General features: G+C 60.5%; 13 protein-coding genes. 9 read left to right on the top strand and 4 right to left on the bottom strand.

What is annotated here, in order from left to right; translation table 11 throughout:
- Positions 1–88 precede the first annotated feature (88 nt).
- A complete protein-coding gene (locus tag RF819_RS09240; RefSeq protein ID WP_078364720.1) occupies positions 89–1,039 on the bottom strand; it encodes a GlxA family transcriptional regulator in 951 nt (316 codons plus the stop codon).
- A gap of 190 nt (positions 1,040–1,229) precedes the next feature.
- Between RF819_RS09240 and RF819_RS09235 the strand changes: the two genes are divergently transcribed.
- Both RF819_RS09235 and RF819_RS09230 read left to right on the top strand, forming a co-directional pair.
- On the top strand, positions 1,230–1,586 hold the full coding sequence (locus RF819_RS09235; protein ID WP_143541651.1) for a DUF3817 domain-containing protein: 357 nt from the start codon (positions 1,230–1,232) through the stop codon (positions 1,584–1,586).
- Positions 1,583–2,011, top strand: coding sequence for a CopD family protein (locus RF819_RS09230; protein WP_078364719.1), 429 nt, complete (start codon positions 1,583–1,585; stop codon positions 2,009–2,011). The genes RF819_RS09235 and RF819_RS09230 overlap by 4 nt, the downstream gene beginning before the upstream one ends.
- A 175-nt stretch (positions 2,012–2,186) precedes the next feature.
- On the opposite strand, the gene RF819_RS09225 is transcribed toward RF819_RS09230, so the two are convergent.
- The gene (locus tag RF819_RS09225; RefSeq protein ID WP_143541650.1) at positions 2,187–3,911 is read right to left on the bottom strand and encodes a phospholipase D-like domain-containing protein; all 1,725 of its coding nucleotides are present in this window, start codon (positions 3,909–3,911) and stop codon (positions 2,187–2,189) included.
- A gap of 67 nt (positions 3,912–3,978) precedes the next feature.
- Positions 3,979–5,022 (bottom strand): ribonuclease T2 family protein, encoded by a 1,044-nt coding sequence (locus tag RF819_RS09220; RefSeq protein WP_078364717.1) that lies wholly within the window; start codon positions 5,020–5,022, stop codon positions 3,979–3,981.
- 265 nt (positions 5,023–5,287) lie between these two features.
- On the opposite strand from RF819_RS09220, the gene RF819_RS09215 reads away from it, so the two are divergent.
- From RF819_RS09215 to RF819_RS09185, 7 genes are all read left to right on the top strand, one after another.
- Positions 5,288–6,199 (top strand): LysR family transcriptional regulator, encoded by a 912-nt coding sequence (locus RF819_RS09215; RefSeq protein WP_143541648.1) that lies wholly within the window; start codon positions 5,288–5,290, stop codon positions 6,197–6,199.
- Positions 6,200–6,455: 256 nt separating this feature from the next.
- On the top strand, positions 6,456–7,919 hold the full coding sequence (locus RF819_RS09210; protein WP_158081250.1) for a mannitol dehydrogenase family protein: 1,464 nt from the start codon (positions 6,456–6,458) through the stop codon (positions 7,917–7,919).
- A gap of 43 nt (positions 7,920–7,962) precedes the next feature.
- Complete coding sequence (gene uxuA, locus RF819_RS09205) at positions 7,963–9,015, top strand: mannonate dehydratase (RefSeq protein WP_078364714.1); 1,053 nt, start codon at positions 7,963–7,965, stop codon at positions 9,013–9,015.
- 288 nt (positions 9,016–9,303) lie between these two features.
- On the top strand, positions 9,304–10,326 hold the full coding sequence (locus RF819_RS09200; protein WP_078364713.1) for an LLM class flavin-dependent oxidoreductase: 1,023 nt from the start codon (positions 9,304–9,306) through the stop codon (positions 10,324–10,326).
- A gap of 11 nt (positions 10,327–10,337) precedes the next feature.
- Complete coding sequence (locus RF819_RS09195) at positions 10,338–10,841, top strand: cupin domain-containing protein (RefSeq protein ID WP_078364712.1); 504 nt, start codon at positions 10,338–10,340, stop codon at positions 10,839–10,841.
- Between the two features lie 137 nt (positions 10,842–10,978).
- The gene (locus RF819_RS09190; RefSeq protein ID WP_078364711.1) at positions 10,979–12,307 is read left to right on the top strand and encodes a ferredoxin reductase family protein; all 1,329 of its coding nucleotides are present in this window, start codon (positions 10,979–10,981) and stop codon (positions 12,305–12,307) included.
- A gap of 75 nt (positions 12,308–12,382) precedes the next feature.
- Positions 12,383–13,501: a sensor domain-containing diguanylate cyclase gene (locus tag RF819_RS09185; RefSeq protein WP_143541647.1), complete on the top strand. Its 1,119-nt coding sequence runs from the start codon at positions 12,383–12,385 to the stop codon at positions 13,499–13,501.
- A gap of 114 nt (positions 13,502–13,615) precedes the next feature.
- Here RF819_RS09185 and RF819_RS09180 read toward each other — a convergent pair whose 3' ends face one another.
- Positions 13,616–15,124: a M20/M25/M40 family metallo-hydrolase gene (locus RF819_RS09180; RefSeq protein ID WP_078364709.1), complete on the bottom strand. Its 1,509-nt coding sequence runs from the start codon at positions 15,122–15,124 to the stop codon at positions 13,616–13,618.
- Between the last annotated feature and the right edge of the window lie 20 nt (positions 15,125–15,144).

Raw genomic sequence — 15,144 nt, 5'->3', positions numbered from 1 at the left:
CACCAGCAAGTAAGCCTTGGAAATCATCGACAGTGTCTGTTGTCGCCTGCATGTTAAGCAGGCTGAATTCCAAGCCTTGGGACGACGATTACGTCGCCCTTGCTCCTTGCCCGAATGTCCGTCGGTAGGCTTGTGGGCTTGCCCCGACAACTTTTGAAAATCGTTCACGAAAGGCAGCGGCTGAGCGGAATCCGGTTTCGGTGGCGACTTGCTCAATCGACATCGCGCTTGTTTCGAGCAGCTGTTGCGCACGCCGAACCCGTTGCGCCAGAACCCATTGCAGCGGCGTCGTGCCAACCTGTTCAAGAAACCGGCGACTGAGCGTGCGGGTGCTGGTCGCAGCCTGTTGAGCGATGTCCTCCAGACCCAAGGGCTGCTGCAGGTTTTCAACAAGCCAGGTCAACAAGGGTTGCAGTGCCGCGGGTGAGGTCGGCGGCTCATTCACGATGAACTGAGCCTGCCCACCCTCCCGCTCCAGTGGCATGACCGCTAACCTTGCGGCGTTGAGGGCCGCAGCGGCGCCGCAGTCAGAGCGAACCATGTGCAGGCAGAGATCAAGGCCCGCCGCTGCGCCCGCTGAGGTCAGTACCTGCCCGTTGTCAACAAACAGCACATTGGCATCCACCAATACCTTGGGGTAGCGGCTTGCCAACTGTGGCGCGGCAAGCCAGTGTGTTGTCGCTCGCAGTCCGTCAAGCACACCTGCCGCCGCCAACACAAAGGCACCACTGCAAATGGACGCAATACGCGCCCCTCTGCCCTTGGCATGGCGCAGCACCTGCAGCACCTCATCTGCAATGGGCATCATCGGGTGGCTGATGCCCGGCACGATGACGGTGTCGGCATCTGCCACATCCGACAACCCCCATTGCGTGCGGATGTCGAAGAGGCCCGCCTTGACGTCTCTGGCTTCACCACAGACACGCACTTCGTAGGCGTCTTGCAGGCCTGGCGTGCGAACCCGGCTGAACACATCACAGGGGATGGACAGGTCAAAAGGAACAACACCATGCAAGGCAATTACGGCTATTTTGTGCATGGCTGGATTATTACTTTATTTATATTCAAGCCAATGTCCTTGCGATGCTCTTATCCATTTTGCGATATTTTTGCAGGTATTTATCTGATGAAGCAGCAATTGGCTGAAACCTGTTGAACATTGACTTTGTAGCCACTTGTCGCAAAAACTTCTGCCAGCAAAAATACCGTTCATTCACAGGATCAAAAGCATGGCACATCAAAAACAGATCGATCTTCTTCACCTGCGGCGACTGCGAACTGCGGCACTTGTCGAAGGCACAACCCTTCTTCTGCTGGTCGGTATTGCGGTGCCACTGAAACACCTGGTCGGCTTGCCGTCGGCTGTGTCGGTGGTGGGGCCGATCCATGGCATGGTCTTCCTGAGCTACCTTTGGATGGTTTTCAACGCGGTGTCCAACCAGTCGTGGACCGTTCGGGAAATCGGAGGTATGTTGGGTGGCGCGTTGGTTCCGTTTGGTGCGTTGTTCACTGTGTCCTTGCTTAACCGCAAGTTATCGCTGCTGACGGCACAGGAACCGGGCAACACGGCAGGCAGCGCATCATGAGTTTCCTTTGGATCAAAGCACTTCACATCGTGGCGATGGTCACGTGGATAGGTGGCATGCTGATGCTGTGCCTGCTGCTGGGCGCACTCTCCCGCGCACCGGTGTTACGCCTGCCGCAGGAACGCAGACTCATGTTCATGGTGCGTCGTTGGGACAGAACGATCACGACGCCAGCCATGGTGCTGACCTGGATACTGGGCTTGGTGATGGCGCTCCAAACGGGCTGGCTGGCCATGCCATGGCTTCAAATCAAGTTGACTTTGGCATTGGCACTTGCCGCGTCGCACGGCATGTTGGCCGGCAAACTGCGCCAAATGACCGGTGATGTCACCAGCCCGCCCTGGGCGGGCCTCCAGTTTGCGGCTGGCGCCACCATGGCGACCACGGCGCTGATTGCGGTGCTGGTTGTACTCAAACCATTTTGAATGGATTCCGCCGCCCCCCCCCGGTGATCGCCTGGAACGCCGCCACAAAAGAGATTCGCGCGGGCCAGCGGGACGGATTGCGGGCGCATCAAGTACGCCTACCACCTGATGGCCGTCAAAGCGGGGACAGACATGGCCCCTTGCAGGTCAAAGACACACAGGGCTATTGGGGCCACTAGGCAAACAATTCGCGATCAAGGACTTTGCGTGGGTCGGTGTAGTCTTCATCCCACCACGGTTTTTGGCCGACTTTGGGGGCCTTCTTCAACTGGATGGGCTTGTTGGACGCGTCGGCTTTGGCCTGCAGGACGCGGAAATGGTAGTGATCGAAGAGGGTCAGGGCCTGGATCATGTAGGAGACCGCGATGCGGCGGTTTTTGATCAGGAGCAGGTTCTCGCCGTTTTCGTTGTCAGCAGGTTTCGAGAAGTTGTAGGAGCCCGTGTAGACGCGGGCGCTCGGTTTGTCGAAATCAATCACAACAAACTTGTGGTGCATGCGGGTACCCCCGCCGTTGGCGCTCAGCGCCGTGGGTTCACTCTTGAAAGGCTCAGGAAGATTTTTGCTGAGGTTGGCGGCAAAAACCGGCGCCACCTTGCCGTCAGGCAGGTGAACATCCAGGCCACCTGTTCGTTTGTCGGAAATGCCATAAACAAAGATTCCCTGCTTCTTGGTGACGGCCTTGATGGCGTCGGTGACCGGGCCGCCCGTCTGATTCAGGAACGCCAATGAATAAAAGACAGAAGTTTTCGCGCTGAGGATGTCATCGGCAATGGCTTGCAGCACCCCTTTTTCCTTGGCGTGTGGCGAGAAAGTGATTTGGGCGTTGATGCCGGTGAGCGCAAGGCTGTGCCAGTCTGTGGATGGTGTGGGGCCAAAGCCTTTGGCGAAATCGTTCTTCCAGTAGTTTTCAAACGCATCGATGAACGGCTGAATGGCCTTCTTGCCGTGCACGACGATGGCGTTGTTGGACTGCACGAACTGGCCGCGCCAGGTGAAGTTGGTGGAGCCGCAGATGGCGGCCTTCACTTTTTTGCCATCAACCACCATCGTCTTGTTGTGCTGGAGGTTGCTCATGTGCTGACGCTTGACCTGATCGGCGCCAGCGCTGGTGGCAAGGCGTTTGGCCGATTGCGACTCGGCCGAGGTTTCTGGCTTGTGCTCACCGCTGTTGTCGATGATGATGTACAGGCGTTTCTTGAGTTGCTCCAGTCGGGAAACAATCGCAGGGTCATTGAGGTCGTAACAAACCACTCGCACAAGTGCGCTTGTGTCGGCGATGGCCGCGTCCAGGGTGTCCAGAATCGCTTTTCGGGCCTCGAAGCCCATCCATTGCAGCGCTTCGTCGGCTTTCGGATGGCTTGGTACGAACCCGAGACCCTCGTCGGCCTTGGCGGGAATCAGCGTCTCCAGGCTATCGGTTTGGGTGACATAGCGGTCCACGAAGGCCTGTGACGAGACAAAACCCCGTGTGAACGCCACGTTCAGTTTCCCAGGATAGGTTTCACGCGCCAGGACAATGCCTGCTTCCTGGGCCTCGCCGTAACTGAGTTCGCCCGAAGCATGCATGAACACCGGTGTGACCCGGTAGATGAATGTGCCTGTTTTGTCGGCGTTCACAGGGAAGTGGACCCAGCGGAATTTCTGGATGGGCGCAAGGCGGCTTGAGGTGCGCACCTGGTTCACACTGCCGTCCGGGTTCGGGAAGTTGATGCGGTTTTTGACCGTCCAGAAGCGGTCACCGTCAGGCTCTTTGTACTCGAGTGCAAAACCCACAAAATCGCGCGGAGGCTGCGCTGACTTCCAGTTCATGGCGAGCAAAACCATGCCATCACCCCGGTGCAGTTTCAAGCTGAAAAGGGCATTGGCGCTCTTGGCAACAATCTGGAGATCATCGGGCATGGTTGACTCCTTTCTCAACATAGGGCACAGCGCTATCCCGCCAGCTCAACCGGCTTGCCAGGCCGCTTCAGTTCTTGCCACTGGCCTCGATACGGATGTCTTCGGGGCACGCAGTCCCCATGGCCTGAGTGCCGGGCGCCGTCCCTGTCAGCTCACGCAGGCCGATACCCTCTTTGAAGTCCAGCGGCAGGCGGATGCGAATTTCCTGCAGGTACTCACCCGCGCAGACCAGTCCCACCTGGTTCTGTGGGTTGGCAAGCCCCGTTGCCTGCGCGAAGAGCCGCAAGAACTCGGTACGAGACATCCTGCCACCGATGTTGGCGCGGATGTACTGACCCACGGTGGCATCGTTGACGGTACGCACAGCATCCACCGCACGCCGGAAGTAGGTGTTGGCGTCCATCGTTGTTTGGCAGGTGCCGTGTTTCATCCATTCATAGTTCCCGAACGTGTTTTCGAAGAAAAAGTTGGGCATCCATGGTGCGATGTAGGACACGGTGTCTTCGGACAGGGACAGTGGTGTGTTGCCGCAGTCTGCGTAATGTGTGCCGCATTGTTTGCGGTTGGGCCACAGCCCGTGTAGTGTCAGATTGGAGACAAGCAGGTGACCATCGGCCATGTTGTCGCATTCGGGTTTGGTCCCGTTGTATTTGACGTGTTCACAAAACCCAGGCTGCCAGGTGATGGCCAGCACATAGCTGTCTTGCAGGCCTGGCTGGCTGCAGGACTTGTCAGCAACCGCTGGTGGGCGGCCGTAAGTGAGCTCGTTGACCACGCCGCATTCAGCGGCCACCCAGCGCAGAGGTTCGTTGAGCTCGGGAATCTGAATGCGCAGCCAGCGGGCCTCGCGTGTGTTGACCTCCCGGATGTCGTAATCTGTTCCCGGCACCACTTTGACCAGACCCGGGTTGCTGCCTTTGGCAAAGGAAAGATAGGCCTCACACGAGCGGGACGGTCGGAACTGGCCATGGGCCGCTTCGCTGGCCGCAGCAGGTGTTATGGCCAGTACCAACAGCATGATCAGAGCCCAGGCCAGACCTGCGCCAAATGTTGGCAGGCTAGGCAGCAGGGTGATGGCCCGGACCCGGGCGCTTGAGCGTGATGTGAGCATGTTCTTCCCCCGTTCTGAGAAGTGGCACCCATCCCGATCTGCAGTGGCCTGCTTGTTGGGCGCCTTCTGATCCGGCAACAGCTTACCCAAGCCTGGCGCTCGATGCAATCCCCATTTGTTGGGATGTGAGATGGTTTCAGAACCGGGCGGCAGCGCCATGCGTCTTGTGGCCATGGTGTTTTGTTGAAACGGTGGTTGGCTGACCGTGCTGGCGCTACGATCACGCCAGGTGACAACGCGGCAACACCGCATAGAAAACAACATCATGGACATACGTGGACTCAGATATTTCATCGTGACGGCGCAAGAGCGCAACATCAGCCGCGCGGCAGAGCGGCTGCACATGACGCAACCTCCGCTTACCCGGCACATCCAGGCGCTTGAAGAGGAGTTGGGGGTCCAGCTGTTCACCCGCACCAGTTCTGGGGTTGAGCTGACTCAGGCCGGAGAGGCGCTGCTGGGGCATGCCCACAACATCAGTTCCCACGTCGAGTTGGCCACCGAACACATCCGGCGTGTTGCGTCTGGCCAAGAGGGGCGCATCGACATCGGCGTTTTTGGCTCCCCCATGCTCAATGCCATTCCCCGCATACTGGGTGCGTTTTCGCGCGCACGCCCCAAGGTCAATGTGGTGCTGCACAACGCGCCCAAAAAACGGCAGCTGGAAGCCCTGCAGCAAGGCCGCATCATGGTGGCCTTTGACCGCTATTTCCCTGAGTCGCCGGAGCTGCAGTCGGAGCTGGTGGGAGAAGAGCCTTTGTGGGTGGCGCTCAACCAGAGAAACCCGCTGGCGCTTAAAACCAGCATCAGCCTGACGGACCTGGAGCAAGAGCCGCTGATTGGTGAGCAGGACCAGAGCATCTTTTTTGCCAGTCCGGCCTTGTCGCAGCTGCAGAAGATCAACCCGCTCATTGTTCACAAAGCGGCCGACATGGTGTCGGCGGTGGTGATGGTGTCCGGTGGCTTTGGCAGCGCCCTGGTGCCGGAATCGGTCCTTAACCTGAAGTTGCCCGAGGTGGTGTTCCGGCCTTTGGCCGCAGACAGTGCGTCGATGATTGGTTTGCACTGCATTTACCGCAAGGACGAGTCATCACCCTTGCTGGCGGGTTTGCTGGCTTGCGTCCGGGATTACCGTCACCACTATGCAGCCGGCCTGGCAGGCGCCCTCAGTCCATAGCGGCCAGGATGTCCAGGCGGCGAGCTTGCCACCCAAATCGGCCTGCCATGCTGTGGAGGTATCGCCCTATGCCCCAATAACATTGGACCGCATCCAAGGCTGAACCCTACAATTTTTTTCGAACAAGGGTCATGGAATTGCCCTTGCAACAACAGTGACGTTTCCTCAAACAGGACCAGGCCAGACCGTGGCATGGTTTGATCGAGGCCGTATCGCTGTCTCCAAACTGTCTACATCCCAACCCATGCCAGCCACCATGCATCTGAATAAAAATAGCCTGTCCCACCTGCCCGCAACGGTCACCCGGCCATCCTACGACCGCAGCCAAGTGGTTGGATCCATCGTGCACCTGGGCATAGGCGCCTTTCACCGGGCGCACCAAGCCATGTTCACCGAAGCCGTACTGGCCTCAGGTGACCTGGCCTGGGGCATTGTGGGCGCTGGTGTCATCTCCGCGGATATGAAAAACGCCCTGGTCCCCCAGGACGGCCTCTACACCCTGGCCGAAATGGGCGCCGATGGTGAAAACATCAAAGTCATCGGCTCCATCATCGACGTCCTCGGTGGTGCAGAAGACGCCGACAAACTGCTGGCCAAGATGAGCGACGTCAGCACCCGCATCGTCAGCATCACCGTCACAGAAAAAGGCTACTACCTCGACCCCGCCAGCGGCAAACTGCAACTCCAGGCCCCAGCCATTGCCGCTGACCTGGACACCCCCAGCAGCCCCAAAACCGTGCTCGGCCTGATCGTCCAGGCCCTCAAAAACCGCCGCGCAGCAGGCATCCTGCCCTTCACCGTCCTGTCTTGCGACAACCTGCCCAACAACGGCATCCTGGCCAAAGCCGCCGTGCTCGCCTTTGCCCGCGAAGTCGATGCCGACCTGGCCACCTGGATCGAAGCCAAAGTCACCTTCCCCTGCACCATGGTTGACCGCATCACCCCGGCCACCACCGATGCAGACCGTGCCCACATCACCCAAGCCATCGGCATGCAAGACGCCTGGCCCGTGGTCACCGAACAATTTGTGCAATGGGTCATCGAAGACCAATTCACCATGGGTCGCCCCGACTGGACCATCGGTGGGGCCATCTTCTCCGACGAGATCGAATGCTGGGAGAACATGAAACTGCGCTGCCTCAACGGCGCGCACTCCACCCTGGCCTACCTGGGTCAACTCACCGGCCGTGAAACCGTGGCCGATGCCATGCAACTGCCCCTGATCACCGACATCCTGGACCCGCTGTGGGTCGAGATCCGTGAAGTGTTGCATGCCCCCAAAGGTGTCAACCCGGCCGAGTACGTGGAAAGCCTCAAACAACGCTTTCGCAACCCCGCCCTCAAACACCGCACCGCACAGATTGCCTCCGACGGCTCACAAAAGCTGCCGCAGCGCCTGCTCGCGCCCTTGCGTGACCGCCAAGCCAAAGGCCTGACTTCGCCGATGATCGCCACCGCGATTGCCGCCTGGATGCACTTTGCCGTCAAAACCGCTCACACCGCAGACGCCGTGCTCAACGACCCCCTGTCAGCCGACATCCTGGCCCAGGCCCGCAGCAGCACCAACCCCGCCACCGTGGTGGAGAACCTGCTGTCGATTGAGAAAATCTTCGGCACCGACCTGCGTGCCCATGCCGGCTTCAAAGCCGAACTGCTGGCCGCCTTTGAGCGCCTGGCCAAACACCCGCAAGTGGCCGTGGCCACCCAACTCGTGTTCTAAGCACAGCCACAGTCCATAGCCCCCTACAACCAGGAGACCTCCTATGAAAATGACATTCCGCTGGTACGGTGAATCCGACCCGGTCAAACTCGAATACATCCGCCAGATCCCCGGCATGTACGGCATCGTGTCGGCCATCTACGACGTGCCCGTCGGTGAAGTCTGGCCCATCGACAAATTGCAAGCCCTGCGTGACCGCATCGAAGGCGCAGGCCTCAAATTCGAAGTGGTTGAGAGCGTACCCACCCATGAAGACATCAAACTGGGCAAACCCAGCCGGGACCGCCTGATTGCCAACTTCCAGCAAAACATCCGCAACTGCGCGGCCGTGGGTGTGAAGGTGATCTGCTACAACTTCATGCCGGTGTTTGACTGGACCCGCACCGAAATGGCCAAACAGCTGCCTGACGGCTCCTTCACCCTGGCCTTTGATGCCGAAGCGGTGGCCAAGATCGACCCGGAGAAGGGCATCTCCCTGCCGGGCTGGGATGCCAGCTACAAACCCGAAGAGCTCAAGGCCCTGCTGGCCGACTACAAGTCCGTCGACGAAGAAAGCTTGTGGGCCAACCTGGAGTACTTCCTCAAAGCCATCATCCCGGTGGCAGAAGAAGTGGGCATCAAGATGGCCATGCACCCGGACGATCCACCGCGCCCGATCTTTGGTCTGCCACGCATTGTCAAGAACCGCGATGACCTGGCACGCCTGGTCAACATCGTGGACTCCACCTCCAACGGCCTGACCCTGTGCTCGGGCTCCCTGGGTGCAGACCTGTGCAACAACATCCCGTCCTTGGTCAAAGAGTTTGGTGGCCAGGGCCGTATCCACTTTGGGCACCTGCGCAACGTCAAGGTCGAGCCCGATGGCACCTTCTTTGAATCCACCCACAACTCCTGTGATGGCTCGCTGGACATGGCGGCCATCGTCAAGGCTTACCACGACGTGGGTTTTGAGGGTTACTGGCGTCCCGACCATGGGCGCATGATCTGGGGTGAGACGGGCAAGCCCGGTTATGGCCTGTATGACCGCGCACTCGGTGCGGTGTACCTCAATGGGCTGTGGGAAGCGGTGAGCAAATACGCGCCTGCGAAGGCTTGACGGATCACATCCATCCATTCAGGCTAAGTTTGATAGCGTCTGGCCCTTGTTTTATAAGGGCTAGACGCTATTTTTGTATGTGAATGTGCCGCCACGACCATACAAAATATGAGATGGCAGGGGGCTCAGTAGCGAGCCCAACCGAAGCCGCTAGACGTTGCCGATCAAGGCTGCGTCGTGTGGGGTTTTACAGGCTGCGGCAACAATGCGTGTCAACGGATCGTGCACGCCATGTGCATGTGGTGGGTTTCTCCACCTTCCGACCTGCACCTCTGAGATTTCAACACCATGACCCCATCCCGATCCCTCCAACTCTCCATGCTCGACCTGGTCGCTATCCGAGAAGGTGGCACCGTGGCGCAGGCGCTGGCCCTTGCCTTGCAGACCGCGCAGCACGCGGAGTCGCTGGGCTTCACCCGCTACTGGCTGGCCGAACACCACAACATGGCCGGTATTGCCAGCTCGGCCACGGCGGTGCTGGTGGGCTACATCGCCGGTGGCACCCAACACATCCGGGTCGGCTCCGGTGGCATCATGTTGCCCAACCATGCGCCGCTGGTGGTGGCCGAGGCTTTTGGCACCTTGGCCGAGCTGTACCCGGGCCGGATTGACCTGGGTCTGGGGCGTGCCCCCGGCACCGACCGGCTCACCATGCGCGCCCTGCGGCGTGACCGCGCCGAGACAGAGCAGGACTTTCCGCGTGATGTGGCCGAACTGCAGCGGCTGCTGGGGCCTGTCCAGCCCGGGCAAGGCATCATTGCCATGCCGGGCGCCGATACCAATGTGCCGATCTGGCTGCTGGGTTCGAGCCTGTTCTCGGCCCAACTGGCGGCTGAGCGTGGCCTGCCTTATGCGTTTGCGGCGCACTTTGCACCACGCCTCTTGCACCAGGCGCTGGCCTTGTATCGCAGCCTGTTCAAGCCGTCCAAAACACTGAGCCAGCCCTATGTGGTGGTGGGGGTGCCCCTGATGGCGGCCGACAGTGACGAAGAAGCCGAGTTTCTGGCCAGCAGCACCTACCAACGGGTGCTGGGCATCTTGACCGGTGCCCGCCAGCGGTTGCAGCCACCCACACCCGGCTTCATGGAGACACTGCAGCCGCAGGAACGCGCCGCCATCGGCGACTTCCTGTCTGCCGCCGTGATTGGTGGCCCGGCCAAGGTGGCCAGCGGCCTGGCGGCCCTGGCCGAGGCCACCCAGGCCAATGAGCTGATGCTGGTGTGTGATGTGTTCGAGCCAGCGCGGCGCCTGCGTTCGCTGGAGATTGCCGCGAAGGCCTGTGGCCTTGGCCCGGTCGACACCAGCCGCTAAAGTCAGGACCCATGAGCACCCACGCCCAGACTTTCATCCAGGCCCTGCAGTTGCAGCCCCACCCAGAAGGCGGCTATTACCGGGAAACCTACCGCAGCCCGCTGCGGATGGACGTGACCCAAGCTGAGAATGGCCCAGCGGTTCAGAGACATGCCAGCACCGGCATCTACTTCTTGCTGGAGCAGGGCAACTTCTCCGCGTTTCACCGCATCCGCTCTGATGAGATGTGGCACTTTTATGCCGGGCAGGCGCTCGAGGTGCTTGAGATCAACCCGGCCGGAGACTTGCGCTGCACCCGCCTGGGGCCGGATGTGGCCCAGGGTGAGGTTTTTCAGCATGTGGTGCCCGCCCACACCTGGTTTGCGTCCCGGGTGGCTGATGGGGGCGCTTTCTCGCTGGTGGGCTGCACCGTGGCGCCCGGTTTTGATTTTGCCGACTTCTGTCTGGCGGATCGCGCTACGTTAAGCGCAAACTTTCCGCAGCACCAGCAGCTCATCCAGACGCTGACGCGCTGATCTCTCTGGCGACTGCGTGAGCGCCAGGGGGTGCCAACACACCGAACTATTCTGCGCTTGGGGTCAAGCTGACTGCGCTGGCATCAACGGGTCAGCCGGTTAGCACACATGGGCTGTGCTCAGCGACTGGGCCTTGTGTGAAACACATCAAACTGAGCTTCTGGGGTTTTTTGGCTGGGCTGGCCGTGTTGTGGTTGCTGGCTGACCTGCGCTTGGAGATGCCATCGGGTTTTGGCAGCTGGCGCAATGCCTTGATCAACTTCACCGGCATCATGGGTATGGGCGTGATGAGTGTGGCGCTGATGCTGGCCGCACGACCACTGATGCTGGAGCCGTTTTTCGGTGGCCTGGACAAGATGTACCGCCTGCACAAATGGCTGGGTATCAGCGGCCTGGTGTGGGTCACGCTGCACTGGTTGTGTAAACAAAGCCCTAGCTGGCTGACCAACCTGGGTTATCTGGAGCGCCACGCGCATGAGCGCGCGCCCGAGCCTGCAAACCCGATTTTCAAATTCCTGCAAAGCCAGCGCGGCCTGGCCGAGGGTGTGGGTGAGTGGGCTTTTTACGCCGCCGTGTTGCTGATGGTGCTGGCGCTGGTCAAGTGGTTTCCGTACCACCTATTTTTCAAAACCCACCGCTGGCTGGCCGTGGCTTACCTGTTTCTGGTGGTCCATGCCATGGTGTTGATGAAGTTCAGTTACTGGGGGCAACTGATGGGCCCGGTGATGGCGTTGCTGATGCTGGGTGGCAGCCTGGCTGCGGTGGTGATTCTGTTGCGGCGGGTTGGCCTGAGCCGACGGGTGCTGGGTGTGGTGACGCTGGTCAATACCCACAAGCCCGTGCGGGTGCTGGAGGTGGGCGTGCAGCTCCAGGGTCGCTGGTCGGGCCATCAGAGCGGGCAGTTTGTGTTTGTCCGCTTTGATAAGGTGGAGGGCGCACACCCCTTCACCATCTCATCCGCCTGGACGGGGGACGGCCATATGGTGTTTCTGATCAAGGGGTTGGGTGACTACACCACGCTGCTGCCCAGCCGCCTCAAGCTGGGTGACCCGGTCCACATCGAAGGGCCTTACGGCCAGTTCAACTTTGACAGCGACTGTGAACGCCAGATCTGGGTCGGTGGTGGCATTGGCATCACGCCCTTTGTCGCCCGGCTGGAAGAGCTGGTGCTGGCACCGCAGGCCAAACCCATCGACCTGTTCTACGCCACCGCCTCACCCTACCACCTGGCCATCCACAAACTCAAGCTGCTCGCACGTGAAGCCCGGGTGACGCTGCATGTGCTGGTGGAGGCCCAGGACGGCAGACTCACCGCGCAAAGCATCTGCGCGCTGGTGCCCGACTGGCGCCTGGGTGACATCTGGTTTTGTGGCCCCGCCAAATTTGGCCAGGCGCTCAAGACCGACTTTGCGACACGCGGCTTGTCCGGTAAAAACTTTCACGACGAGTTGTTTGACTTGCGCTGAGGTTCTGGGTCATGATCTGCCAGCCCCAGGCACCTGACAGAATCACCCCTTCCCCCCCCAAATACCTTGTTGCACTTGCCAGAAATAACGCCCACCGCTGCGCCAAGGGGCAAGACCCACTGGGCAGTGCATGTCAACCACCGCCACCGCAGCCTGGGTTATGCCATGTTGCTGGTGGTGGTTGGTTTGCACGTGGCTCCGCAAGACCGAAGCCCGCTGCTCTGGCTGGTGTTGGTGGCGCACTTTGCGGTGTACCCCCAGCTGGCCTTCTGGCTTGCCCGGCGCGCCGCCGACCCGATGGCGGCAGAAATCAGACACATGTATCTGGATGCGCTGAGTCTTGGCGCGTGGATCGCGGTGCTGCATTTCCCGCTTTGGATCAGCTTTGTCATGGTGATCGGCTGTTTGCTGAACCTCACCCTGTACCGCGGTACACGCGGTTGGCTGGAGGCGCTGAGTTTGTTGGCCGTGGGCTGTGCGTTGGCCGGGTCGATCACCGGCTGGACACTGCAGCCCCAGACCGATCCCTGGGTGACGGCGCTGGCTATTGTCTCGGTCTCTCTGTATCTGTTTTTTGTGTCTCTGGACAGCCAGAAACGCTCGATGCGGCTGCGTGACACCCGCCAGGAGTTACAAACCAAAGAGCTGGCCTTGCAACAACAGTTGGCCGAGATCCAGAGCCTGCAGACCCAATTGCGCGAGCAGGTACGCCGTGATGCGTTGACAGGCTTGTTCAACCGGCACCACCTGAGCGACGTCATGGAGCGGGAGCTGGCACGCTGCGCCCGCGATGGGCAGCCACTGAGCCTGCTGATGATTGATATTGACTATTTCAAGCGCATCAACGACAGCTATGGGCACCAGGTGGGCGACGATGTGTTGCGTGAAACCGCCCGCTTGCTGCTGGAGCGCACGCGCGACAGCGACATGTTGTTCCGTTACGGTGGCGAGGAGTTTTTGCTGGTGCTGGTGGCCGCAGATGCCGTGGTGGCCAAGGCGGTGGCCGAAGAGCTGCGCCAGCGTTACGAGCTGAGTCCGCTGGCACTGGCGGGCCGCCCGGTCATGGCGACGCTGTCCATCGGTGTGGCCACGTTTGCCGACCATGGCGTGGATTTTTACAGCCTGGTGCAAGCGGCTGATCAGGCGCTGTACCGCGCCAAACGCGCCGGACGCAACCGCGTCGAGGTTGCCTGAGTCTGTGCCATCAAACCCTATTGGTTTGATAGCTGCTATCCCTTATGGCATAAGGGCTGGAGGCATCAAACATGCTTCAGCCTGGGAAAGTACCCCAGGCTGGTTTGGCTTCCCTCAGGCCGCGTAGGCCGCCGCCGCAATCACCTGCGCCACCGCCGCCGTGAGTTTTTTGGCATAGGGCACATGCAAAAACTCGTTGGGCCCGTGGGCGTTGCTCTTGGGGCCGAGCACACCACAGACCATCATCTGGGCTTTCGGGAAACCCATGGACAACATGTTCATGAGCGGTATGGTGCCGCCCTGGCCGATGTAGCCGCAGGGTGCGCCAAAACAGCTCTGTGAGGCGGCGTTGAGCGCCTGCTCGAACCACGGTGCGGTGCTCGGGGCGTTCCAGCCGGTGGCGCCGGCCGCGTGGTCAAAGGTGACCTTGGCCCGGTAGGGCGCGTTGTCTTCGAGCAGGGTTTTGAGGTCGGCCACCGCGCTGGCAGCGTCCACCAGAGGGGGCAGGCGCAAGGACAGTTTGAAGGCGGTGTAGGGGCGCAGCACATTGCCCGCGTTTTGCAGGTCGGGCATCCCCTCGACACCGGTCACGCTCAGGGTCGGCAGCCAGGTGCGGTTCAGCAACGCCTGCAGCGGGTCGGTGGTGGTGGGCAGCATGCTTTGTGAGGCGCCACCGCAGTCGGCATGCGCCCAGGGGAAACGTTTGTAGATCTCGTCACCCAGGATGTTTGCCGTAGCCTGCGCCTGGACCAGCCGGTCCGCTGGCACCTCGCAGTGGAACTGCGCGGGCAACAAGCGGCCGGTGGCGCTGTCTTCGAGCCGATCCAGTACGTGGCGCAGGATGCGAAAGCTCGACGGCACCAGGCCGCTGGCGTCACCCGAATGCACGCCTTCGGTCAGCACCTCAACCTTGAGCACCCCACTGGCCATGCCACGCAGGCTGTTGGTGAGCCAGAGCTGGTCGTAATTGCCCGCGCCCGAGTCCAGGCAGATCACCAGGCCAACCTCGCCCAGGCGGGGTTTGAGCGCGTCGATGTAGGGCAGCAAGTCACGCGAGCCACTCTCTTCGCAGGTCTCTACCAAGCCCACGATGCGCGGGTGGGCAACCTGCTGGCTTTGCAGCGCCTGGATCGCTGCCACCGCCGCGTAGATGGCGTAACCGTCGTCGGCGCCACCGCGGCCATACAACTTGCCTTCCAGGTATTTGGGAGTCCACGGCCCCAGGTCGGCACGCCAGCCGGTGAACTCGGGCTGTTTGTCCAGATGCCCGTAAAACATGACAGTTTGGCCGCTAGCCCTGGTGTTATCAGGGTTTGGTGCTTGTGATTGTGTAGCGCCTTGCGATGCGGCCAATTCAAAAAACAGCACTGGTGTGCGTCCGGGCAGGCGCACGATCTCGATCTGCAAGCCGGGCACCTTTTGCGCCTGCACCCATTCAAAAGCGTTGCGCACCACGGTGTCGATGAACCCATGCTGCGCCCAGTCAGGGTCAAACATCGGTGACTTGGCGGGGATCGCGATGTAGTCGCTGAGCTGTTTGACAATGTCCTGGTCCCAGGCGCGGCTGACCTGGTCCAAGGCCTGGGGTGTGTTCAAAAGAGTGGTGCTGACGGGTGCATTCATGTCCAAAGTTCCTCAGAAAT

The sequence above is a fragment of the Rhodoferax fermentans genome (assembly GCF_002017865.1).
In the GTDB taxonomy this organism is placed as follows: domain Bacteria; phylum Pseudomonadota; class Gammaproteobacteria; order Burkholderiales; family Burkholderiaceae_C; genus Rhodoferax; species Rhodoferax fermentans.
Note: the sequence above shows the minus strand (reverse complement) of the source record. Positions and strands in the feature narration are given on the sequence as shown.

What these genes read in the sequence shown, in the direction of transcription:
- RF819_RS09195 (WP_078364712.1), top strand. Translation starts at nt 10,338, where the DNA reads ATGAGCACCCACGCCCAGACTTTCATCCAGGCCCTGCAGTTGCAGCCC.
- RF819_RS09215 (WP_143541648.1), top strand. Translation starts at nt 5,288, where the DNA reads ATGGACATACGTGGACTCAGATATTTCATCGTGACGGCGCAAGAGCGC.
- RF819_RS09200 (WP_078364713.1), top strand. Translation starts at nt 9,304, where the DNA reads ATGACCCCATCCCGATCCCTCCAACTCTCCATGCTCGACCTGGTCGCT.
- RF819_RS09210 (WP_158081250.1), top strand. Translation starts at nt 6,456, where the DNA reads ATGCATCTGAATAAAAATAGCCTGTCCCACCTGCCCGCAACGGTCACC.
- RF819_RS09180 (WP_078364709.1), bottom strand. Translation starts at nt 15,124, where the DNA reads ATGAATGCACCCGTCAGCACCACTCTTTTGAACACACCCCAGGCCTTG.
- RF819_RS09240 (WP_078364720.1), bottom strand. Translation starts at nt 1,039, where the DNA reads ATGCACAAAATAGCCGTAATTGCCTTGCATGGTGTTGTTCCTTTTGAC.
- uxuA (WP_078364714.1), top strand. Translation starts at nt 7,963, where the DNA reads ATGAAAATGACATTCCGCTGGTACGGTGAATCCGACCCGGTCAAACTC.
- RF819_RS09220 (WP_078364717.1), bottom strand. Translation starts at nt 5,022, where the DNA reads ATGCTCACATCACGCTCAAGCGCCCGGGTCCGGGCCATCACCCTGCTG.
- RF819_RS09230 (WP_078364719.1), top strand. Translation starts at nt 1,583, where the DNA reads ATGAGTTTCCTTTGGATCAAAGCACTTCACATCGTGGCGATGGTCACG.
- RF819_RS09235 (WP_143541651.1), top strand. Translation starts at nt 1,230, where the DNA reads ATGGCACATCAAAAACAGATCGATCTTCTTCACCTGCGGCGACTGCGA.
- RF819_RS09225 (WP_143541650.1), bottom strand. Translation starts at nt 3,911, where the DNA reads ATGCCCGATGATCTCCAGATTGTTGCCAAGAGCGCCAATGCCCTTTTC.